The organism is Rothia sp. HMSC069C10 (assembly GCF_001812205.1).
Taxonomy (GTDB): domain Bacteria; phylum Actinomycetota; class Actinomycetes; order Actinomycetales; family Micrococcaceae; genus Rothia; species Rothia mucilaginosa.
On record NZ_KV808300.1, the window covers coordinates 71,561 to 93,961 of the forward strand.

Annotated in this window: 20 protein-coding genes and 1 tRNA gene; 15 read left to right on the forward strand and 6 right to left on the reverse strand. The window is 58.7% G+C overall.

Features of this window, described 5'->3' with window-relative positions:
• Positions 1-294 precede the first annotated feature (294 nt).
• On the reverse strand, positions 295-1,497 hold the full coding sequence (locus tag HMPREF2842_RS04970) for a pyridoxal phosphate-dependent aminotransferase (protein WP_070643085.1): 1,203 nt from the start codon (positions 1,495-1,497) through the stop codon (positions 295-297).
• A gap of 354 nt (positions 1,498-1,851) precedes the next feature.
• Between HMPREF2842_RS04970 and HMPREF2842_RS04975 the strand changes: the two genes are divergently transcribed.
• The 12 genes from HMPREF2842_RS04975 to HMPREF2842_RS05030 all read left to right on the forward strand — a co-directional run bounded on the left by HMPREF2842_RS04975 (position 1,852) and on the right by HMPREF2842_RS05030 (position 13,649).
• Positions 1,852-1,924: transfer RNA gene (locus HMPREF2842_RS04975), tRNA-Trp, on the forward strand.
• 77 nt (positions 1,925-2,001) lie between these two features.
• Complete coding sequence (gene secE / locus HMPREF2842_RS04980; RefSeq protein WP_049353360.1) at positions 2,002-2,280, forward strand: preprotein translocase subunit SecE; 279 nt, start codon at positions 2,002-2,004, stop codon at positions 2,278-2,280.
• Positions 2,281-2,384: 104 nt separating this feature from the next.
• On the forward strand, positions 2,385-3,131 hold the full coding sequence (gene nusG / locus HMPREF2842_RS04985) for a transcription termination/antitermination protein NusG (protein ID WP_012903012.1): 747 nt from the start codon (positions 2,385-2,387) through the stop codon (positions 3,129-3,131).
• A gap of 267 nt (positions 3,132-3,398) precedes the next feature.
• Positions 3,399-3,827 (forward strand): 50S ribosomal protein L11, encoded by a 429-nt coding sequence (gene rplK / locus HMPREF2842_RS04990; protein ID WP_005504870.1) that lies wholly within the window; start codon positions 3,399-3,401, stop codon positions 3,825-3,827.
• 137 nt (positions 3,828-3,964) lie between these two features.
• The gene (gene rplA, locus HMPREF2842_RS04995) at positions 3,965-4,660 is read left to right on the forward strand and encodes a 50S ribosomal protein L1 (RefSeq protein ID WP_070643089.1); all 696 of its coding nucleotides are present in this window, start codon (positions 3,965-3,967) and stop codon (positions 4,658-4,660) included.
• Positions 4,661-4,899: 239 nt separating this feature from the next.
• A complete protein-coding gene (locus tag HMPREF2842_RS05000; protein WP_070643091.1) occupies positions 4,900-5,874 on the forward strand; it encodes a TDT family transporter in 975 nt (324 codons plus the stop codon).
• A gap of 101 nt (positions 5,875-5,975) precedes the next feature.
• The gene (locus HMPREF2842_RS05005) at positions 5,976-7,130 is read left to right on the forward strand and encodes an ABC transporter ATP-binding protein (RefSeq protein ID WP_044150178.1); all 1,155 of its coding nucleotides are present in this window, start codon (positions 5,976-5,978) and stop codon (positions 7,128-7,130) included.
• A 399-nt stretch (positions 7,131-7,529) separates the two neighbouring features.
• On the forward strand, positions 7,530-8,060 hold the full coding sequence (rplJ, locus tag HMPREF2842_RS05010) for a 50S ribosomal protein L10 (RefSeq protein ID WP_044150180.1): 531 nt from the start codon (positions 7,530-7,532) through the stop codon (positions 8,058-8,060).
• A 155-nt stretch (positions 8,061-8,215) separates the two neighbouring features.
• Positions 8,216-8,590 (forward strand): 50S ribosomal protein L7/L12, encoded by a 375-nt coding sequence (gene rplL / locus HMPREF2842_RS05015; RefSeq protein ID WP_005504884.1) that lies wholly within the window; start codon positions 8,216-8,218, stop codon positions 8,588-8,590.
• A 350-nt stretch (positions 8,591-8,940) separates the two neighbouring features.
• Positions 8,941-10,482, forward strand: a complete 1,542-nt coding sequence (locus HMPREF2842_RS05020; RefSeq protein ID WP_070643092.1) for a glycoside hydrolase family 32 protein — start codon at positions 8,941-8,943, stop codon at positions 10,480-10,482.
• Positions 10,483-10,723: 241 nt separating this feature from the next.
• On the forward strand, positions 10,724-12,721 hold the full coding sequence (locus HMPREF2842_RS05025; protein WP_070643093.1) for a PTS sucrose transporter subunit IIABC: 1,998 nt from the start codon (positions 10,724-10,726) through the stop codon (positions 12,719-12,721).
• A 274-nt stretch (positions 12,722-12,995) separates the two neighbouring features.
• Positions 12,996-13,649, forward strand: coding sequence for a GNAT family N-acetyltransferase (locus HMPREF2842_RS05030; RefSeq protein ID WP_044150184.1), 654 nt, complete (start codon positions 12,996-12,998; stop codon positions 13,647-13,649).
• Between the two features lie 116 nt (positions 13,650-13,765).
• Here HMPREF2842_RS05030 and HMPREF2842_RS05035 read toward each other — a convergent pair whose 3' ends face one another.
• The 5 genes from HMPREF2842_RS05035 to moaA all read right to left on the reverse strand — a co-directional run bounded on the left by HMPREF2842_RS05035 (position 13,766) and on the right by moaA (position 18,758).
• Complete coding sequence (locus HMPREF2842_RS05035) at positions 13,766-14,842, reverse strand: LacI family DNA-binding transcriptional regulator (protein WP_070643096.1); 1,077 nt, start codon at positions 14,840-14,842, stop codon at positions 13,766-13,768.
• A gap of 136 nt (positions 14,843-14,978) precedes the next feature.
• A complete protein-coding gene (locus tag HMPREF2842_RS05040) occupies positions 14,979-16,292 on the reverse strand; it encodes a molybdopterin molybdotransferase MoeA (RefSeq protein ID WP_070643098.1) in 1,314 nt (437 codons plus the stop codon).
• 151 nt (positions 16,293-16,443) lie between these two features.
• Positions 16,444-17,154: a molybdenum cofactor guanylyltransferase gene (locus HMPREF2842_RS05045; RefSeq protein WP_070643102.1), complete on the reverse strand. Its 711-nt coding sequence runs from the start codon at positions 17,152-17,154 to the stop codon at positions 16,444-16,446.
• Positions 17,154-17,420 (reverse strand): MoaD/ThiS family protein, encoded by a 267-nt coding sequence (locus tag HMPREF2842_RS05050; RefSeq protein ID WP_070643103.1) that lies wholly within the window; start codon positions 17,418-17,420, stop codon positions 17,154-17,156. The genes HMPREF2842_RS05045 and HMPREF2842_RS05050 overlap by 1 nt, the downstream gene beginning before the upstream one ends.
• A gap of 126 nt (positions 17,421-17,546) precedes the next feature.
• Positions 17,547-18,758, reverse strand: a complete 1,212-nt coding sequence (gene moaA, locus HMPREF2842_RS05055) for a GTP 3',8-cyclase MoaA (RefSeq protein ID WP_070643107.1) — start codon at positions 18,756-18,758, stop codon at positions 17,547-17,549.
• A gap of 234 nt (positions 18,759-18,992) precedes the next feature.
• Here moaA and modA point away from each other — a divergent pair, with 234 nt between their 5' ends.
• The 3 genes from modA (at position 18,993) to HMPREF2842_RS05070 (ending at position 22,328) form a co-directional block, all read left to right on the forward strand.
• Positions 18,993-19,799: a molybdate ABC transporter substrate-binding protein gene (gene modA / locus HMPREF2842_RS05060; RefSeq protein WP_070643110.1), complete on the forward strand. Its 807-nt coding sequence runs from the start codon at positions 18,993-18,995 to the stop codon at positions 19,797-19,799.
• A gap of 149 nt (positions 19,800-19,948) precedes the next feature.
• The gene (locus tag HMPREF2842_RS05065) at positions 19,949-20,824 is read left to right on the forward strand and encodes an ABC transporter permease (protein ID WP_070643112.1); all 876 of its coding nucleotides are present in this window, start codon (positions 19,949-19,951) and stop codon (positions 20,822-20,824) included.
• Positions 20,825-20,948: 124 nt separating this feature from the next.
• Complete coding sequence (locus tag HMPREF2842_RS05070) at positions 20,949-22,328, forward strand: molybdopterin molybdotransferase MoeA (RefSeq protein ID WP_070643115.1); 1,380 nt, start codon at positions 20,949-20,951, stop codon at positions 22,326-22,328.
• The last annotated feature ends 73 nt before the right edge of the window (positions 22,329-22,401 follow it).

Sequence of the window (22,401 nt, forward strand, 5' to 3'; positions counted from 1 at the left end):
TTGATATACAAATAGCCGCCGCTTCCCACCTATGGCACCGAAGAGGCAAACGAGGCCTCCGCGCATCCGAAAAGATGCGGGAGGCCTCGAACGTTTTAAAAATATTTTTAAATCTTTGTGGGATTCCCGGTTTTTAGAGCAAGAAACGGTCAATAACCCTGTGATTGATCGTTTTGTGCCGGTTCATCCCACGTCTGAACCGCCCTCCCTACCGAACTGCAGTCCCCACTGATCTGCCGTCCCCACAGAGGTGAGTTGCACGGTTCAGCGGGCGCGGTCAGGGGGGGGACGGAACTAGTCGCGTGCCTGACCGAGGAACTTCTGCAAGCGGTCCAGGCCCTCCGCCAGGTCCTCGTCGCTCAGGGCGTAGGAGAGGCGCAGGTAGCCGCTGGGACCGAATGCCTCGCCGGGAACTACGGCGACCTCAGCCTTTTCGAGGATGAGCTCGGCCAGCTCTGCGGTGGTCTGCGGGCGTACGCCTTCAATTTCCTTGCCGAGCAGTTCGCGTACGTCAGGGTAGGCGTAGAACGCGCCGGTGGGTACGGGGCAGTGCACGCCTTCAATAGCGTTCAGGCCATCTACGATGGTGCGGCGGCGGCGGTCGAAAGCTGCGTGCATGATTTCCACGTCGTCCTGCGGGCCGGTCAGAGCGGCAAGAGCTGCGCGCTGGGCGATGTTGTTGACATTGGAGGTCATGTGGGACTGCAGGTTGGAGGCTGCGGCGATAACGTCGCGCGGGCCAATCATCCAGCCCACACGCCAACCGGTCATGGCGTAGGTCTTTGCCACACCGTTGAGGATGACGCACAGGTCAGCGAGCTCGGGCACCGCCTTCAGGATGGAGACAGCCTGAACACCGTCATAGGTGAGGTGCTCGTAGATTTCGTCGGTCAGAACGAAGATGCCCTTGGCAAGTGCCCATTCGCCGATGGCGCGGGTTTCTTCTTCGGTGTAGACGGCACCGGTCGGGTTGGAGGGGGAGACGAAGATGAGTGCCTTGGTGGCGGGGGTGTATGCGGCTTCGAGCTGCTCGACGGTGACCTTGTAGTGCTGGTCGCTACCGGCGAATACCTCGATGGGGTTGCCGCCTGCCAGGCGGATGCACTCGGGGTAGGTGGTCCAGTAGGGTGCGGGCAACAGGACGTCGTCGCCTTCGTCGATGACGGTTGCGAATGCCTGGTAGACCGCCTGCTTGCCGCCGTTGGTGATGACAACCTGGGAGGGGTCAATCTCTACGCCGGAGTCGCGCAGGGTCTTTTCCGCGATTGCCTTCTTCAGTTCGGGAAGACCGGAGGCGGGGGAGTATCGGAAGTTCTTGGGGTCGTTGAGCGCTTCGCGTGCGGCGTCCACAATGTGCGCGGGGGTGGGGAAGTCCGGTTCGCCTGCGCCGAAACCGATGACGGGGCGTCCCTGAGCCTTGAGTGCTTTTGCCTTTGCGTCGACGGCAAGGGTTGCGGAGGGTGCGATGGCACCGATGCGGCTTGAAATACGCGCCATGGGGCTCTCTTCTCTTTCTTCTTGTGCGCTGCCGGCGTGAAGTCGACAAGGAAATAGGTGATGGGAATGCACGTGTGGGACCAATCTGCGCCTGATGGGCGCGGGTGTGTGCGGCATTCCTCTTATTAGGATACGGTCCACTAGTAGTGATGCGGAACCCTTCGTCAAGGTATCTCAAGAGGTTTTTCGAAAAATATTACATTCTGAAGTTGCATCGGCCCCGAAAGATGGTTTACAGTTAGTTCTGCACCCGCAAGGGTGTAATTGTTTGCCCCTCTAAAGCCCACGGCTTAGGAGGCAATGGAGGAGTAGACAAGTGAGAAGCAACTCTCACACCTGAAGTTAACGCTTCAAAGGGTGGTGGCTCAATTGGTAGAGCAGCGGTCTCCAAAACCGCAGGTTGCAGGTTCGAGTCCTGTCCGCCCTGCTTTTATTGCCTCAATAACATCTTCGTACGCCCGTTCCCCGGGCGTACTTTTTTAGACTCAGAAAGGGGCAGAAGAAATGGCATCGTCTGCTACCGCCGAGAAGGCTGTTAAGCCCGGCGCATCGTCGAAGAGCGATAAGAAGCTCGGTTTCTTCGGCCGTATTTTTGCATTCCTCCGTGAAGTTATTGCGGAGTTGAAGAAGGTTACTACTCCCACCGGACGCGAACTGGTTGGTTACTTCTTCGGAGTTCTGTTCTTTGTCGTGGTGATGCTCCTGCTTATTTCTGGTCTGGATTATCTTTTCGGCCAGGGAGCATTCTGGATTTTCGGTAACGGAACGATTCAGCGTAACTAGTACTGGCTGCATCCTTATTCTGGGTGCCCCATCAGTGATTTCCCTCAGCGTGTTGGTGAGTGGGAGTTCCCTCTAGATGATTAACGATAGAAAGTAGGAGCGACGTGTCCGAGCAGGAACTGGTATCCGAGATTGAAGAGGTCGAGGTAGCCGCTGCTGAGGCTACTGAGGAGTCTGCGGCTATTGAGCAGCAGGCTGAGGAAGCTACCGAGGCTGTCGAGGTGGCTGAAGCAGCTGCTGAGGCGGCTGAGGAAGTCGACGCTCTGGAAGAATTCAAGTCCAAGCTGCGCCGTCAGGCGGGCGACTGGTACGTGGTGCACACCTACTCCGGTTACGAGAACAAGGTGAAGACCGGTATCGAGACCCGTATCCAGAACCTGGAAGCTGAAGATGAGATCTTCGAGGTTCAGGTTCCCATGGAGACCGTGGTTGAGTTCAAGAACACCGTGAAGAAGACCATCCGCCGCGTGCGCGTTCCCGGTTACGTTCTGGTGCGTATGGAACTGACCGACCACTCGTGGGGCGTTGTCCGCCACACCCCCGGTGTGACTGGCTTCGTGGGTCAGGATGCGTACAACCCGGTCCCGCTGCGCATGGACGAGGTTTTCGACATGCTCCTGCCGGTCTTCGAAGAGCAGCAGCAGAGCCAGGGCCTGCCCGTTTCCAAGCCCGTTATCGAGTCCGACTATACTGTGGGCGAGAACGTCCGTGTGAAGTCCGGTGCTTTCGAGGGCATGGATGCTACCGTTTCGGAGATCAAGGGCGAGTCCCAGCAGATTGTCGTGATGATTTCCGTCTTCGGTCGCGACACCCCGGTGACCTTGAGCTTCACCGAGATCGAAAAGATTTAACGCTTCTAGCGTGTGAATATGAGCCTCGCACTGTTGGTGCGGGGCTCATATTTTGTGTCGGCTTTGTAAGCGGCATTAGTTGTGCAGACGAGGTTTAATCTTTCTGCTAGCTGGCGCTGGATTAAGTCGCTGATTAACGCTAGAATATTGGTTTGTGTATGCGCATGTCACGCTTTCATGTGGATGCACGGGTGACCGCGCCACGGTCACCGTCTTGCCGGCGTACGCTCCTGTGCGTCGGTTCCCAGCTAAGAAAAGGACCCTACATTGGCTCCCAAGAAGAAGGTCACTGGCCTCATCAAGCTGCAGATCCAGGCAGGCGCCGCTAACCCGGCTCCCCCCGTCGGCCCCGCACTGGGCTCGCACGGTGTGAACATCATGGAGTTCTGCAAGGCATACAACGCTGCAACTGAGTCGCAGCGCGGTAACATCATCCCCGTTGAGATTACCGTCTACGAGGATCGCTCCTTCACCTTCATCACCAAGACTCCTCCGGCTTCCCAGCTGATCAAGAAGGCTGCTGGCGTTGCTAAGGGCTCCGCTGTTCCTCACACCACCAAGGTTGGTTCGCTGACCGAGGCTCAGGTGCGCGAGATCGCTGAGACCAAGATGCCCGACCTGAACGCAAACGACCTGGATGCTGCATCCAAGATCATCGCAGGTACCGCTCGTTCCATGGGTATCACCGTCGAGTAATTTCGGTTCGCCGAATAGCCGAGTAATCGGCACCGTAGATTTTTCTACACAGAACTTGTAAATGCCCGTCGTATGGACGGGATGTGGCAGAGCCGAGCGCGGCTCACGAGACCACAACTGCATAAGGAGAAAAGCAGATGGCAAAGCGCAGCAAGGCGTACAAGGCAGCTGTAGCCAAGATTGAAGAGGGTAAGCTCTACACCCCCGCCGAGGCAGTTGCCCTGGCGAAGGAAACCTCTTCCACCAAGACCGATGCAACCGTTGAGGTTGCAATGCGTCTGTCCGTTGACCCCCGTAAGGCAGACCAGATGGTTCGCGGTACCGTGAACCTGCCCCACGGCACCGGTAAGACCGCTCGCGTGGTCGTTATCGCAGCAGGCCCCAAGGCTGCTGAGGCTGAGGCAGCTGGCGCTGACTTCGTTGGTTCCGACGAGCTGATCGCAAAGATCGCTGGTGGCTGGACCGACTTCGACGCAGCGGTTGCAACCCCCGACATGATGGGCAAGGTCGGCCGCCTGGGTAAGATCCTGGGTCCCCGTAACCTGATGCCGAACCCCAAGACCGGTACCGTGACCATGGATGTTGCAAAGGCTGTTGCAGACATCAAGGGCGGTAAGATCGACTTCCGCGTTGACCGTAACTCCAACCTGCACTTCATCATCGGTAAGGCTTCCTTCACCGCTGAGCAGCTGGAGGAGAACTTCCAGGCAGCTCTGGAAGAGGTTAACCGCCTGAAGCCCTCTTCGGCTAAGGGTCGTTACATCTCCAAGGCAACCGTTGCTACCACCTTCGGCCCCGGCATCCCCGTTGATCCGGCTGCCGTTGCTGCATAAGGTATGCACCTGTAGCTTCTAGCATGAGCTAGTAATCGCCCCCGACGTTTAGGCGTCGGGGGCGATTTTTTATAGGATTGAAACGATAGAGCGATTTTTAGCCCCCGGGTTCTGGCTCTGAGTTCTGGCCCCGAATTCTGACTCTAGCTGGCTTTGACGTTATCTCTGCCCGGAGCTTTCGAGACAATATTGGGGTGTCCCCCCCCAACCTGCCCTACAACCATGAGAGGTAAAACCCAATGCCTTCTTCCCTTCAGAGCGAGCGGAGTGCCCGTCGAGGCCTCAGCGTGCCGGTCAATTATTTTGCGGTAGCGCTGGGTACCGGTGCATTGGGTGCTGCCTGGCGTACTGGTGCCTCGAAGGGAATGGCACCTGAATGGGTGGGCGAGAGCATCCTGGCTTTTAACGCTGTGGTGTGGTTGCTCCTTGTGGGTTTCCTGGTTCACTCGGTGGTGAAATACCGTGCGTGGGTGCGCAGTTTTTGGGAGCATCCGGCACGTACTTGCTTCTTTTCGTTGGTTCCGGCAACGACAGCGCAGGTGGGGGCGGCTCTCTACCCCTATGCTCAGGTTTCGGCTCTGGCCTTGGTTGTGTTGGGAGCTGTGGGTCAGTTGTATTTCGCGTCTCATCGTATTGCCGGTACATGGCGTGGTGGGTATGCGCCTGAGGCTGCCTCGCCGGTGCTGTATCTGCCGACTGTGGCGACAAATTTTGCGACCGCTACGGCGATGGGTTTTGTGGGGTGGCACGATATGGCGATGCTCTTCTTCGGTGCGGGTCTGATTTCGTGGTTCAGTGTTGAGGCCGCAATTCTGAGCCGCCTGCGCACCCTGGCCCCGCTACCTCAGGGGGAGCGCGGTGTCATCGGTGTTCAGATGGCGCCGCCTTTTGTGGGTGGTAACGCGTACCTGGCGGCTAACGGCGGCACGGTGGACTGGTTCTTCCTGATACTGACCGGTTATGGCATTCTGCAGCTGTTCTTCTTGATGCGTTTGCTCCCCTGGACTCTTGAGGGTGGTTTCTCGATGAGCATGTGGGGTTTCTCGTTCGGTATGGCTTCCATGGCGGCGAGCGGTATTCGCTTGACGGCTGCTGGCTCGCTGGGGTTGGTGGGTCCTGCGCTAACGGTGGCGGGTACGGCTTTCCTCATCTTCCTGTGGGTGGGTACGCTGCATCTGGCGTTGAAGGGGCGTTTGCTGGTACGACCGAGCTAGGGCGCTCACATGAGACTCTGGTGCGAGGTTCGCGCGCTGTTTTATGACGGTGCTTATCTTCTGCACGCGTGCCGGGCACAAGTTTCGGCGATAATGGGGGAATGACTTCTGCATCCTACTCTTCTGCCGCGGCGGAGCCTTTTGAAGGCCTGCGTATTCGAGGTGTCGCTAAGACCTTTGGCACTGATACGACGGTTCTAAACGAGATTGACCTGGATGTTCACCCCGGCGAGCTGATTTCTCTGGTTGGTTCTTCGGGTACGGGCAAGTCCACTCTGCTGCGCATTATTGCCGGTTTGGAGGAACCGAGCGCGGGTCGGGTGACCTATGCCGGTCAGCCTCTAGAGCGCGGTTCGGTGGGTGTGGTTTTTCAGCGCCCTATTCTGTACCCGCACCTGAGCGTGAAGGACAATATTCTCTTCCCAATCCGGCTGGGCGCGTTCTCGGGTGGGGTTGATATGGACTACTACCGCGAGCTGCTGGAGGCGTTGAAGCTTGAGGGTTTGGAGTCCCGTAAGCCTTCGCAGCTGTCGGGTGGTCAGGCTCAGCGTGTGGGTATTGCGCGTGCTTTGATTCGTCGTGCCCCGGTGGTTCTTTTTGATGAGCCGCTGGCGAGTGTGGATGAGCAGATGAGCGCGAGTATCCGTGCGGACATTGTGCGTCTGCACGAGCGCTACGGTTTTACGGGCCTGTACGTGACCCATGATCAGAATGAGGCGCTCATGCTGGGTCAGCGGGTGGCGGTGATGGATGCCGGTTACCTGGTGCAGGTGGATACTCCGGAGCGTCTGCTGGCGCATCCGCATACTCTGCAGGTGGCGAAGCTTATGGCGGCGCCCGCGCTGAACCTATTGGCTCTTGAGGATTCTGAGGCTCTTCCTGCTGGGTGCGAGCTGGCGATTCGTGCGACCGCTTTGTGCCCCGTGGCGGCAGATGCTGCTCATGGCCTGCCGGTGCAGGTGCTCGGGTGCCGTCACCTAGTCGGTGGCATGCTGTACCGCGGGCGTCTGCTGGAGGCGGTTTCCTTACCTTTGAAATCCCCGCGGGCTCAGACGGAAACTGAGCTGAGCGCCCAAATGTATGCCCGTGTGCGTGCGGGTCAGGAACTTGAGTTCTTTATTCCCGATGCGCAGGGTGCTACCTTGAGCGGAACCTCCCCGAACAGTACTTTCCTGAGTGTGGGAGAGCGGGTGCACCTGGGTGTGGCAGCGGAGCGTTGCTTCTTGTTCTCAGGTGGAAAGCGCTTTTACCTCTAGAACACGGTTTCTGGGCCTTTCAATCGGGCCTTTTAGGCGGGAGAAAGAGCGGTTATTTGGCTTAAAAGGGGTCTTTAAGTGATTAATCCCACTTAATCACGTTTTTAACTTGCGACTCGGGCTTTAACCTGAGATGATGAATGAACCAAAGACCGCCGGTCTAGAACTATGTCCTTTATCGCCACCTCGATGGAGACGAAGAATAGAGTTCTGATAAGAGCAGATTTCACTAGAAATCGCCGCCCGCGTAGGTAACTCGAAGTGAATAGTCGTTGCCCTAATTTAGGGTGCCGTCTATCGTGCCTCGTACGCCTACGCGTCGGGGCATTTTTTATTGCTTGCAATAAATGCTTCGAGGCTCTACCGGCGACCTTACAAGAATCGGAAGAAGGAACTACCATGGCGACTCAGGAAAAGATCGCTGCAGTATCCGAGCTGAAGGAACTCTTCGAAGCTTCGAACGCAGTCATCCTGACCGAATACCGCGGTCTCACTGTTGCACAGCTCAAGGAGCTGCGCCGCGCACTCGGTGCAGAGACCGAATACGCCGTGGTGAAGAACACGCTGGCTGCTATCGCAGCTAAGGAAGCTGGCATCGACGCATTCGAAGGCCACCTCCAGGGTCCCTCCGCACTGGCATTCATCAAGGGCGACCTGATCGATGCTGCTAAGGGCCTGCGTGACTTTGCCAAGGCTAACCCCCAGCTGATTGTGAAGAACGGTTACTACGAAGGTGCCGCTCTTTCCGAGGACGACGTCAAGCGCTACGCTGACCTGGAATCCCGCGAGGTTCTGCTGTCCAAGGTTGCAGGTGGTGCAAAGGCTACCATCGCACGCATCGCACAGGTTGTGGACGCACTGCGCGTCAAGCTGGAGGAGCAGGAAGGCGCAGCTCCCGCTGCAGCCGAGGAGGCTTCGGAAGAGGCATAAGCCCCTTTCGTGCTACTGCACCAGCGCTGAGATACTCAGCAGCGTGAACGCAAACAGCGTATAACGCACCCTAAATTTGACCGACCCTTTCGGGTAGGTACTGAAGATTTACACCGCGGGCGTCAGCCCGCACCAGATAGTGAAGGAGCCAAACAATGGCTAAGCTGTCCATCGAAGAACTCATTGCAGCATTCAAGGAACTGTCCCTGGTTGAGGTTTCCGAGTTCGTTAAGGCATTCGAGGAAGAGTTCGACGTCACCGCAGCAGCTCCCGTTGCTGTTGTAGCAGGCGGCGCAGCAGGCGAGGCTGCTGAAGAGAAGTCCGAGTTCGACGTTATCCTGGAGTCCGCTGGCGACAAGAAGATCGCAGTGATCAAGGAAGTTCGTGCCCTGACCTCCCTCGGCCTGAAGGAAGCAAAGGACCTGGTTGACAGCGCTCCCAAGGCTCTGCTCGAGGGCGTTTCCAAGGAAGACGCTGAGAAGGCTAAGGAGCAGCTCGAGGCTGCTGGCGCAACCATCACCCTCAAGTAATCGACTTCTTCTCGATTCTTACGCGGGCGGTGCATCCATCGGATGCGCCGCCTCGCGGCATTTAACAGCCCCGAACCTTCCCCGACATTACGGCGGGGGCGGTCTCGGGGCTTTACTATGCTCGCATTATGTTTGGAGTGTCGGTTACCTTCTCCGGTAGCTTACGGAGTGTTTTTGTTAGTACCTAGTGATGCCCACGGCGAAGAGGCCCCTGTGACCACCCTGTGCCTCAACTGAGAGAGGCTGAGAGCACTGTGGTGCCTCTCTCCTAGAGCCCGGCGATGGGGGAGAGGTGCCGTATGATGGGATGAGACAACCCAGACATTCCCCATACACGAAAACGGATAGACATGAGCGAGCAGAAGAAAAAGAAGAAGAGCGCAACCGAGCGACCCGACCGCGACTTGGCGGCTGAAGCACAGCAGATCCTGGACGCCTTCGGCGCTGGTGTGCGTGAAGACCGCGACTACCCGGCACTGCACCTGGCCCCTCCCGTGGGCCGTCTGAACGACCCGAACGGCCTGGTCTTTGACGGCAAGCGCTACCATGCCTTCTACCAGTACTCGCCCCTGCACCCGGAGCGTATGGTCTACTGGCGCCACGCCGTGAGTGAGGACCTGACCCACTGGACCGATGAGGGTACCGCCCTGGTTCCCGACAGCCGCTACGACTCGCACGGCTGCTACTCCGGCTCCGGCATCAATGTGCCCGGCGGTTTTGAGTTCTTCTACACCGGTAACGTGAAGGACGAGAAGGGCAACCGTGAAACCTACCAGATCCTTGCAACTGCGGGGGAGGACGCGAAGCCGACCCGTCAGCTGCCCCCGCTGATTTCCGGCCCCGCAAAGGGCTACACCGCGCACTACCGCGATCCGCACGTTTTTGAGCGTAACGGCGAATGGTGGATGGTTATTGGTGCTCAGCGTGAGGACCTGACCGGTGCCGTGGTCGTGTACACCTCCGCCGACCGCCGTGAGTGGACCTTCCGCGGCGAGCTGGCTATCAAGGATAAGACCCTCAAGGGCACCTACATGTACGAATGCCCCTCGCTGCTGAGCATGCGCGATGAGCTGACCGGCGAAATCCGCGACGTACTGATTTTCAGCCCGCAGGGCATGGAGCCCCTCGGCGAGAAGTACAACAACATTTTCCAGAGCGGCTACATTGTTGGTTCGCTGGATAACGAGACCCTTAAGTTCACCGTGGAGACCCCCTTCACCGAGCTGGATGCAGGTTTCGAGTTCTACGCACCGCAGACCATCTCCGGTACCGGCCTGACCGCCGACCCGAAGGCACCGCACGATGTATGCGGTGATGCCCCGGTGATGATTGCTTGGCTGGGCAATGCTGACCAGGACGACCTGCCCTCGTGGAGCCACCGCTGGGTGCACATGTTCACCTACCCGCGTGAGCTGCACCTGCGCAACGGCAAGATTTTCCAGCGCCCGGTTCCGCAGCTGAATGACGCGATGGAGATGACCCCGCTGTACCGCGAGGAGGAGAAGGGTAAGCTCGTCGAGCTGAAGAATGCCCTGACCTTCCGTCTGCGCGGCCGCGTGAACGTCTCTGACGAGTGCGTGAAGCTGAAGATCAAGGACACTCACGGCGTGGCACTGAGCATCGTTCTGGATAAGGACTTTGTGCAGATGGACCGTGGCGGTACCCGCTACACCGAGGGTGGCAGCCTGCGCCGTCGAACCCTGAAGCGTTCGAAGATTCGCGAGTTTGACCTGCTTGTGGACGGTTCGGCAACTGAACTGTATGTGGGTGGCAAGCTGGTTGCGTCCATGGGTGCTGAGGTGATGACTGCTCGCACCTTCTTCAAGGGCGATAAGCGCCGCGTCCGCCTGACCGGTGGCGAGGTGCTGTCCCTGGAGTATGGCCGTCTCTAAGCTGTTTTCTAAACCTGGGGAGCTGCCTACACGGGGCTTTCCGGTAATTTCTGAATATGTCTGAGGGCTCACTCTCCGCATGGAGGGTGGGCCCTCGCTTTTAAGAACTTTCCCGTGATACCATGTTTTACATCTGATATGTCAAACGTATGACATATGCATGACATGCACACACAGACATGTCACCCCACCCCATTCACAAAGCATCATACGGTGGTGCTCCAAACAAAGGAGAGCGAGCGTGGACCACAAGTCAGTGGCACAGCGCGTGCTGAAGGACGTCGGTGGCACCGGCAACATCGTTGCAGCCGCACACTGCGCAACCCGCCTTCGCCTCGTCCTGAAGAGCCAGGACAAGGTCGACCAGGTAGCAATCGACAACGACGAAGACCTCAAGGGTAGCTTCCTCAATGCTGGCCAGTTCCAGATCATCGTCGGCCCCGGCGACGTCAACGAGGTGCACAAGCACCTTATCGCCGCTGGCGCACCCGAGGCGTCCAAGGACGACCTCAAGAGCATCGCCGCGAAGCAGGGCAACATTGTCTCCCGCTTCATCAAGACCATTGCTGACATCTTCGTTCCGCTGATTCCGGTGCTGGTCGGTGGCGGTATGCTGATGGCGCTCAATAGCCTCCTGACTTCCAAGGGTATCTTTGGTCCCCAGGCAGTTATTGAACTTTACCCGGAATGGGCTGACTTCGCGGACATCGTCAACCTGCTCTCCGCAGCTCCCTTCGCTTTCCTGCCCGTGCTGGTTGGCTTCTCCGCAACCAAGGTCTTCGGCGGTAATCCTTACCTGGGCATGACCATGGGTGCCGCAATGGTCTCCCCGGCACTGATGAACGGCTACAATGTCGCTGCCTCTCTGGCAGGTGCCGAGGGTAGCGAACCGATGAAGTACTGGAACCTCTTCGGCCTGCAGGTCCAGCAGGCGGGCTACCAGGGTACCGTGCTGCCCATCATGCTGGTTGCCTTCATCCTGTCCCACATTGAGAAGTTCTTCCACAAGGTCCTCAAGGGCACCATCGACTTCATCTTCACCCCGACCCTCACCATCCTTATCACCGGCTTCCTGACCTTCATCTTGGTCGGCCCGCCGATGTTCCAGCTGGGTACCTGGCTGGGTGAAGGTATTAACTGGCTCTACACCGTTGCTGGCCCGCTCGGCGGTCTGATCTTCGGTACTTTCTACGCATTCATCGTGATGACCGGTATGCACCAGGCATTCCCGCCCATCGAGATGAGCCTGTGGGCTACCGGTGGTTCCTTCATCTTTGTTGTCGCGTCGATGTCTAACGTGGCTCAGGGTGCTGCCGCAGCCGGTGTCGCACTGACCACCAAGAACAAGAAGATCAAGGGTATTGCTTCGGCATCTGCACCCTCCGCATTCCTCGGCATTACCGAGCCCGCAATGTTTGGTGTGAACCTGGCTCTGCGCTGGCCCTTCTACATTGCAATCGTCTCCGCGGGTATTGGTTCGATGTTTACTTCTATTCTTGGAATTAAGGCGGGTAAGCTTGGCGCCGCTGGTTACCTTGGCTTCCCCTCGATTGAACCGACTGTTGGCGCTGGTATTCCTGGCTTCTTCGGCTGCCTCATCCTGACCACCGTCATCGCTTTCGTTGCCTCCTTCATCTGGGGTAAGAAGGTTGAGGCTGGCAACACTGAGGCACCCGCTGCACCCGCTGCTGCCGCTCCCGTTGCCACCGTAGCTGCTGCCGCAGCTCCCGCCGCCGCTGTAGCATCTGAGGCTGGCGAGAGCGTCGAGATCGGCTCCCACATGGTCGGTTCCGTGGTTCTGCTGGCTGACGTCAAGGACCCCACCTTCTCCTCCGGCGCACTGGGTGCAGGCACCGCAGTGGAGCCCACCGAAGGTAAGCTCTACGCACCGGCTGACGGCAAGATTACCGTTGCATTCCCCACCGGCCACGCATACGGTCTGCGCACCGAGGATGGCCTGGATCTGCTGATGCACATCGGCATGGACACCGTTGAGCTCGACGGCAAGCACTTCGAGCCCAAGGTTGCTAAGGGCGACACCGTTAAGCGCGGCGACGTCATCGCCGAGTTCGATATTCCCGCCATCAAGGCGGCAGGCTACCCGCTGGCAACCCCCATGGTGATTACCAATGCCAAGAAGGCAGCTGCCTCGGTTGAGGATGTCCAGGCTTCGGGCACATCTGTCACCAGCGCAGATTCACTCCTGAAGGTTGCACTGAAGGCAAAGGCTAACGCATAGTCTGCACTCTTAGTGAGTAGATAACCTCAACGTGATGTACACCCCGTACCGCTCTTCCTAGAGCTGGTGCGGGGTGTTCAAATTTTCCTGCAAAGTAATGCAAAAATAACATGAATAAATATTCGTAAAATTTATGCATATTGGTGCAATATAAGCTGGCACACATTCGATGCATGGCTATGAAAAATGTCTTGATAAGGCAGAATTTATTAGCCAGGAGTGAATAATCCAGCTAATATTTATGTATAGTTTCAAGCTTTTGTAAAGGGTGAATATGACCTCAGCTTCCTATACCGTCCGCACCGCCGAGTCTCATGAATATGCAGATGCGCTCGAGGTGCTGATTGCCGCATTCGACGGAGATCCCGCCATGATGGCAGTCATCGCAGGCGGTAGCCGCCGACAGGAACTTGCCAAGCTCCGCGCAATCATGACCCTGCAGGTCTACGGCAACTTCCAGGGCCGCGGACGTATCGACATCGCTATTGATAACTCCACCGGCAAGATTGTGGGTGTCTGCCTCTGGAACACCCCCGAATCTCACGAAGGTTCCTTTGCTAACGAGCTCAAGCAGTTTGGTGCCTACTACAAGGCTCTCGGTTGCAAGACTCTGCTGAAGGCAATCCTGATGGAGTTGCACCTGCTCAAGTACCGCCCCGCGTACAAGCACTGGTACCTCTTCAACATTGGTGTTCTTGAAGAGTATCGAGGTCGCGGTATCGGCTCCCGGCTACTCGATTACGGTACCGAACGCATCGGTGACTACCCCGCTTACCTCGAAGCATCGACCTACGACAGTGCACGCCTCTACGAGCGCCGCGGATTCTTCTCCCTCGGACCGCTCCACGGTATCTTCTCCAAGGCGCACGCCGTCGGTATGGTCTACCCCGGAACCGGCCCGACCGAGATTGTGCAGCGCGCCTCCTAAACTTCCGGACGCGCACAAAACCGATAAATGTATATGCAAAATCCGCCCCACCGTGAGCACTCGCACGGTGGGGCGGATTTTTATCGTCAGAAGAGGAGCTTCTTATTGGAGCTCGTCTATTGGAGCTCGTCCGGGGCGGAGGTGTCAGGCTGAATCTGATCCAGATTCGGGATAGAACGCACCGTAGCCCCCAGATGGAGCTCAACCGGGAGCACATCCTCGGGCTGGGTAATTGGGGGAGTGGTCTTCTCTGAGGAATCCTCCTGCTGTAGCTCAATGAGCTCCAGCAGACGCTGCGCGGTACGCTCTGCCATGCCCTCAATCGGCTGAACCACGGTCGCCAACTCCGGCATGAGCAGCTGAACGCTCTGCGTGCCATCGTAACCAATCACCTGGAAATCCTCCGGAACACGAATAGCGCGTGCGCGCGCCCAGCCCAGCGCCAACGCGGCGTAATTATCGTTGGAGGCAAAGACCGCATCCACCGGCTCCGGACTATCGGCGCGTTCATCAAGGTAGCGGTAGAGCACCTCACGTTTAATACCCAGTGAAGGACGGAAGCCCAGCTCCAGGAACTCCGGCATGAGTCCGGCTTCGAGCATTGCCTCACGGTATCCGCGCTGACGCTCATTGTGCTCACCCAGGGTAGAAGTTACGTGCACAATATTCTGCGCACCCGTGGCGATGAGGTGCTCCGTGGCGGCGCGGGCACCTCCGTAGTTATCGGAGCGAATATTCGGGTAGAAACCGCTTTCGAGACGGTCTACGGTCACCAGGGGAGCCTGTGCATGCGGAATGTTAACCAGCGCGTCTGAGTGGGCGCCACTGATGATGCCGTCCACCTGATTGGAGAAGAGCATCTCCAGGTAGCGCTTCTCTTGCTCGGGATGATCGTCGCTATTGCAGAGAATGACCCGGTAGCCCTCTTCGGCAAGGTAGCTTTCGAGGCGGTACACCATCTCCCCGTAGAAGGGGTTCGCAACCGTGGGGAAGATGAGGCCCACCATCTGCGAGCGCTGACCCTGCAGGCTGCGGGCGATGGCATTGGGTCGATAGCCGAGTTCCCGCATCGCGTCGTGGACCTTGGTGCGGGTATTTTCGCTCAGGTAGCCGCGGTTATTGAGTACGCGGGAGACTGTGGTCGGGGAGACGCCCGCTAGGGCTGCAACGTCGCTGAGTTTGGGCTTTGCCATGGGGGCTCCCTTCGTTATGCTAAACGATTGACATATCTCTCTACTATACCTTCTTCACGGGGGCTAACGTGGCCTCAAAAACCAGAAAAAACGCTTTTCCCCTGTGCTGTCAAACGCACCGATTTATCGTACCGGTCTACAGCACCGGAATAATCGGAACGCGAGCCCCCACCTCATGGGCAGAACCCCGCACCGAAGAATCATCCAACACCGCGCAGTGAGTAGCCGCCGCCAACGAGGACAACATATGCGACGCCGACTTCGGCAGAGGATACGCCACGCCATCACGCACCGACACCGGAAGCAGACGAGCCCCCGCCGGCTTACGCAAAGTATCCACCGGATCACCCAGAACCGCTGAATCCAGCTCAGGAAGAGGCATATCCCTCATACCAGCCAAAAGCGGCGGCAAATACGAATACAAAGCCGTGTACGCAGCCAAAGGATTACCCGGAAGACCCAACACAAAACGCTCACGACCCGAATTCGGGCCCGTCTCCGGAACCGGCAAACGCGCAGCCAACGCAGGATGACCCGGACGCACATCCACCGACTCAAACAGATAGGTTGCGCCCATATCGTTGAGCACTTTACGCACCAAATCAACACCCGAGGTGCTTGACCCGCCCGTAAACACCAGCACACGAGCCGTCGACGTAGACAAGAATGTGCGGAACTCGGACTCAACATCCGCCAGACGAATTGAAGGGCGCGCCTCGCAGCCCGCAGAAATAATCGCATGCTCCATAAAGCCGCCAAACGCATCACGCACCTGACCCGGCGCAGGCACACCAAACGTAATGACCTCATTACCCGTAAACGCGCAACGCACCGGAATCGGAGCATACACCGGCAACTCATCAAAACCATTCGTGCCCAAAAACGCAGCCATACGAGCAGACACACGGTCACCGTGGCGCGCCAACAGCTCGCCACGCTCCAGCTCAGCACCAGCATGGCGAATATCAGCACCCGGTGCCGGAGGCTCAAAACCTTCCGCCATATCCAAGTAATGAATGCTCGCCTGAGTCTCCAAATGGGAACCCATGCCCGGACGCGAAGAACCCTCCGCACCCTCATACAGGCGGGAATGCTCCTCACGCACAATCGCCTCGGCACCCTCCGGGATTAAACCGCCCGTCAGAATCGGGGTCGCCTCACCCGGAACAATCGGCACCGTCAGACGGTGAATATTCGCGCGAGAATCCTCCGGATACGCCGGCGTTACCAGACGCCACGGAGGCACACCCGCCACAGCGTAACCGTCCATCGCGGAAGAGCTGTAGTGGGGCACCGGCATCACCGAATAAATATCGGCCGCCAAATAATGGCCAATCGTCGCCAACAGCGGCAAAGATTCCGTCTTAACATGGGGCGCAACCTGCTGGCCCTCCTCATGCAGAATCTGACGGGCCTGCTGCCACGAAACAGAAGGAATATGGTGAGACATCGTACCTCGTAAAAGTGTGTGCGGGACGCGCAACAGCGCGCGAGCTCAAAAACATCGCCCGGTCGGGCGTTAAGAACTGAGACCTACCACTAGGGTACTCGTAGCTTGGCAACTAGCGCTCCCGCGCGCCTCAGATGCTAATAAACTCGTGCTAATAACTCGACCAGAGCGAAGTTGTATAGCCAAGAGCCTGCGCCTGCTCCCACGTATCAACATCGGCGGTATCAGCGGCAGACATCTCCACCGCCGCGGGGTTCAAACGGCGCAAAAAAGAACGAACAGAAGCGTCAGTCGTGCCGGTCGAAAAGACCGAACGGATCGCCTCAAAACGGTAAATACCCACCAGCGGCTGATAGATGCCCTCAGAAACACCCCAGAAACCTGCAGATGCTTCAGAATCGTTGGGCGCTTCAGAATCGGTGGGGGAGGGGGTAGCGGTCGCGGCCTGCTCGGCACCCCGCGCGGCGGTAAGTAACTGCTGAACCGCCGGAGCAATACGCGGAGTATCTACGCCTAAAATCAGGCACCAGCTCGGCAGCGGCGCCTGCGAGCGCTCGCAATCCGTCGCAATACACTCCAACCCGGCATGAATCGCAGCGGCAGGACCCGAAAACGGCGGATCCTCACGAGTGTGCAACACCCCCGACGGCAACGGCAAGCTCTCAGGACCCACCACCACGCGCGGGGACGCGCTCGCCACCGCCTCCAGGGCGCAATCCAGCAGGGTGCTCGTGCCGTCAGACAGGGACGCCTTCGGAACGTGGTTCAGGCGGCGAGAAGCACCTCCGGCAACAACGACCGCGGCGCACGAAAAATCACCCTCAGCGGGAAGCTCCGAACCGGGCATCTGATCCGCCCGCATTATCCACCCGCAAAGGGAGGCAGAACGTCCACACGATCGGCATCCTGCAGCGGAGCCTGCGCATCAGAACGGGCACCGTTGACCAGGAACGAGCACTGCTCCATGACCTGCGCAAGAGTCAGACCCGAAGGGGTTGTGCCCTCCAAGCTCTGGCCCAGATGCTCAATCAGCGCGCCAAGAGTTGCAGACGACAGCTCAGCCAGGGGCACCGACAGCTGCGCGGTACCCGCCGCAGAACGCGCGGCAGCGAAAAAATGAACCTGCATAATGCTCCTCAATCCTTGATCAAACTCTGAGTAGGGTAGCCGAAAGCCAGGGGGTAAGGTGCCAGTAAAAGACCTTGTCCCACGCATATTTGGCTGTATATCCGGCTAATAAATAGGGTAGCTTCCTTAGCCACCAATAGCGCTCATCGAGCGGCTCGCCTTGGCGAACTCCTCAATATCGAAGTCAGCGTCTTCCTTGCCGTGAGCGCGCGGCTTAAACCACATGCCCTCACGCCAACGTAGAGCCAGCTGCTGATCGTCAGCGCCGGAGCGTAGAAGCTGCATTAGATCAGTCTCAGTGTCAGAGAACAAGCACGAGCGAATCTTGCCGTCCGCCGTCAGACGGGTACGAGTGCACGCATTGCAGAACGACTCCGTCACCGAAGCGATAATGCCCACACGGCCCAGCGACTCGGTGTCGTCAGCCGGGAAGCCCGCCTCATCCAGGGCAGTGCCGAGCGGGTACACCTCCCACAGCTGAGCGGGGGAGTCGCCGCGAGCCTCAGCCACCGAACCTAGAACGTACTCAGCCGACAGTTTCTCGCGAATCTCAGCGGCAGTAATCGTGCCCTCACGGGTCCAACGGTTATCGGCATCCAGCGGCATCTGCTCAATAAAACGCAGCTGATAACCGCCCGCCAATGCCCAGCGCAGAAGCTCCGGAGCCTGATCATCATTCAGACCCGGCATCAGCACAGCATTAATCTTGATGGGCCACAGACCAGCCTCGGCAGCACCGTCAATACCCTTGAGCACGGCATCGAGCTTATCGCGGCGGGTCAACTCGGCAAAGGTTTCACGGCAAATCGTATCCAGAGAAACATTGATGCGGGTCAGACCAGCCTCCGCCAGGGCGGCGGCACGCTTCTCCAAACCAATACCGTTCGTTGTAATAGCAAGCGGAACATCCGGATGCGCCTGATGGATACGGGAAATAATGTCCACCAAATCGGCGCGCACCAGCGGCTCGCCACCGGTAAAGCGGATCTCCTCCACGCCCAGCTCAGTAATCGCAATATCGGCAAGGCGCGCAATCTCCTCGGCGGAGAGCAGATTCTCCTTGGGAAGCCACTGCAAACCATCCGCCGGCATGCAATAAATGCAACGAAGATTACATTTATCGGTCAGAGAGATACGAAGATCAGTCGCCACGCGACCCCAACGGTCCAAGAGCGGACCGCTGTTTGTAATATTCGGGAGCTTACGCTCGACCTTTACGCCACTCTCAGATTTTTCGGGCGTAATAAAAGCAGCCCCGTTACCCTCCGCAGAAGATAAGGTGCTTAACGTTGGGCCCGCAATGAGCTCAGAAGAGGCCGAATTTGCCGTGTACGCCATGTAAAACCTATGTGGAAAATTTGCATATTTCAGGTGACAATATGATTATTCCATGTTCCGGCGCCCCGTACATAGTGTGTGCAGGGTAAGTTACAACTGCGCCACGGCAGACAACCACGACGAAGTAACGCCGCGTGTACAAGCTAGGGACGTACACGGAACGTCATACAGAGCCCGCACATGGACGCACCTCACCTTCAATAGCAGTACGAACTAACCAAGGAAACAAATTTCATGAAGAGCCCCCTCGCAGCCCTCAGCGCGCTCGCGGCAGCAACCCTCGCCCTCACCGGATGCGGCGCCACCCAGAGCTCCTCTTCGTCCACTGCCTCCGCATCGAGTAGCCAGGCTGCCTCCGGCAAGGTCGAAGTCTTCGCCGCAGCCTCCCTGAACAACGCCGGTGCAGACCTCGAAAAGGCATACGAAGCCGCCAACCCCGGCGTAGACGTCACCTTCGTCTACGAGGGCTCCGCAAAGCTCGTCAACCAGATTGAGCAGGGCGCAACCCCCGACCTGCTCATCACCGCAGACACCAAGAACATGGACAAGGCAAAGAAGCTTGACCAGTTCTCGGCTTCCGAAACCAACGTTCTGGTCACCAACAAGCTCGTGCTCGTCACCGCCGAAGGTAACCCCGGTAAGATCAACAGCCTCGACGACCTCAAGACCACCGAAGGCGTCGTCGCAGTCTGCAAGGAAGACGTTCCCTGCGGCACCATCGCCCACCAGGAACTGAAGAAGCACGACATCACCCTCAAGAACGCAACCACCGAAAGCAAGGTCACCGACGTAGCAACCAAGGTCACCACCGGTAACGCCGACGCGGGCTTCATCTACACCACCGACCTCGCCGCAGCCAAGAAGAAGGGCGCCAACCTCGGCTCCGTTGAGCTGACTGACGTGGAACGCAACGAATACCCCGCAGCGCTGAGCAAGACCGGCTCCTCCTCCGAAGCCGCGAAGAAGTTCAACGAATGGCTGAAGACCTCCGACGAGGCGAAGAAGATCCTCACCGACTACGGCTTCAGCACCGCAAAATAACGCTAGCGCCGTTCCGCACCGCTGAAACCCGGAACACGGAACGGGCGTCCGCAGGATGCGGCGGCACGCTCAACGAGCAAGCCGCCGCATCCTGAACGCGTCTCCTGCCGCGCTCTCAAGACCCCGAAGAAATACGCCGAGAAATACCCATGACAGACAGCACCGCAACCACTCGCCGCCGCGTCGGCGCCTCAAGCACGCCCGGGAGCAGCCTCTTCGCCTCCGTGCCTGTGCTCTTCCTGGTTCCGGCGTCGCTGGGTATTTTCCTCATCGCGGGTCCGCTTCTCGGGCTCTTTCTCAACATCCCCTGGAGCCAGCTCGGCAGCATCTTCACCCCGCAGGTGCTCGGGGCGGCGAACCTCTCGCTAGGCACCGCTGCCGCCTCCACCCTTATCTGTGGCCTTCTCGGCGCACCCCTGGCGCTCGTGCTCTCCAAAGTGCTCAACCGCTCGCGGTTGCACCGATTCGGGTCAGTTCTCTACGCCATCATCTACACCCCGGTGATTCTCTCCCCGGTCGTCTCCGGCCTCGGACTGCTCTTCTTCTGGGGACGCAAAGGCATGATCGGCACCTACCTCTACCAGGCAGGAATCTCCATCCCCTTCACCCCCAACGCGGTGATTATCGCCCAGGTCTTCGTCGCCCTACCCTTCTTCGTTGCCACCGCAGTCACCACCCTGCAGGCTATTCCCCGCGAATACGAAGAAATCGCCCTCGTCGAAGGCGCTAAACCCGCAGAAATCACCTTCAAAGTGCTCCTGCCCCTCGCCGCGCCCGGCCTCGCCACCGCCTTCCTTCTCTCCTTCGCCCGAGCGCTTGGTGAATACGGCGCAACCGTCACCTTCGCCGGCAACGTCCAAGGAAAAACCCAAACCATACCCCTCGCCATCGACCTAGCCATCAACAGCAGCGACATCCCCAGCGCCCTCGGAAGCGCCCTGATACTCATCAGCCTCTACTTAGGAATCTTCGGGGTCCTCGGCCTGATCCGTGCCCTCAAAAAACTACGCGAAAGCACCCGATAAGCCGCTTCGTCACTTGCCCCACATACCGGCCGGCACACACCGGTCCTTAGGCAAAACTGCATTTACCAGTCCACAAACACACACCTACACTAGTCATAACCGCCGCCGCACGATTGGAACCGCCATGATTTCCCCCGAATTCAATGGAACCCCTAGCACCGAAGAATACCGCGCCTACCTGGCGCTCCTGCTACGCGAAGTCTTCATCGGCACAGCAGAAACGGTTCCCCTCTACCATGCGGCAGGACGCATCCTCGCCCAAGACGTCACCGCACGTATGGACGTACCCAGCTTCGACAACTCCCAAATGGACGGCTACGCCCTCACCGCTGAAGCCGCAGGACGCGAAGACCGCATCTTCACCGTCGGACGCGAAATCCCCGCCGGCCGCCCCCTGCAGCGTTCCCGCTCCTCCGACGACCTGACCTACCCCATCATGACCGGCGCGCCCATGCCCAAGGGCTACGACGCCGTTATTGCCGTCGAACAGTCCGAACGCATCGAATACCCCGACCTGCCCGAATCCTTCGGCCGCCCCAGCGAAAAGGTCAAACTTGCCCCCGGCAAGCCCGGGCAGTTCGTGCGCCGCCGCGGTGAAGACGTCGTCACCGGCCAGGTCCTCGCACGCGCCGGTGAACGCATCACCCCCGCCATGCTTGGTGCGCTCGCATCCCAGGGCTACGCACGCCTGACCGTTGCGGCTGGTCCTCGCGTGCTCGTGTGCACCGGCGGCGACGAGATCCTCTCCGGCGTTGAAGAAGATGGAAGCGCCACCACTCAGGAACTTGGCCAGGGCCAGATTTTTGACGCCAACGGACCCATGCTCACCGCCATGCTCCGCGAAGACGGAGCGGAGGTGCGCCGCATCGCTATCGGTGACGACCCGGTAGAGCTGGTGCACCGCCTCGTAGCAGAGTACGAGAGCTTCAAACCGGACATCATCATCACCTCGGGTGGTATTAGCCACGGCAAATACGAGGTGGTCCGTAACGCCATCGCCAAGGCACACGAAGCCGATATTCTGGTGCCCGTCTCCTGGTTTGGCCACGTCAGCCAGCAGCCCGGCGGCCCCCAGGGCGTGAACCTGCTCGACTTCAAGGGCCACCGCGTGCCCATGATCTCCTTCCCCGGAAACCCAGTGAGCACGCTCATCTCGTACGCGCTGATTCTGCGCCCCTACCTGCGTGCTGGCGGTCCCTACGGTGTGCCCTACGCGGTCGCCTCCGAACAAGCGACCTTGAATAACGCACCGCGAGGCGTGCTCGTCACCGAAACCCCGCTCACCGCACCGGCGGCCAAACGCCAGTTCCTGCGCGGCACCCTCGCCATGGTCGAGGTGGAACCCGGAACCTACCGGGTGGAGCTCTACCCGGACGTCCTCTCAGGCTCGCACCTGCTGCACCGCGCCGCCCAGGCGGACGTGCTCATCGAGCTGGCGCCCGGAACCACCTACACCGGGGGAGAAGCGGTACCCTACCACCGCATCCGCCTCACCGATAACTAAGCCCCCGCCCCGCATTTGAACTGCCTCCCGTTTCTTGGACAATGAAAATAAAGTCCAAGAAACAGGAGGCTTT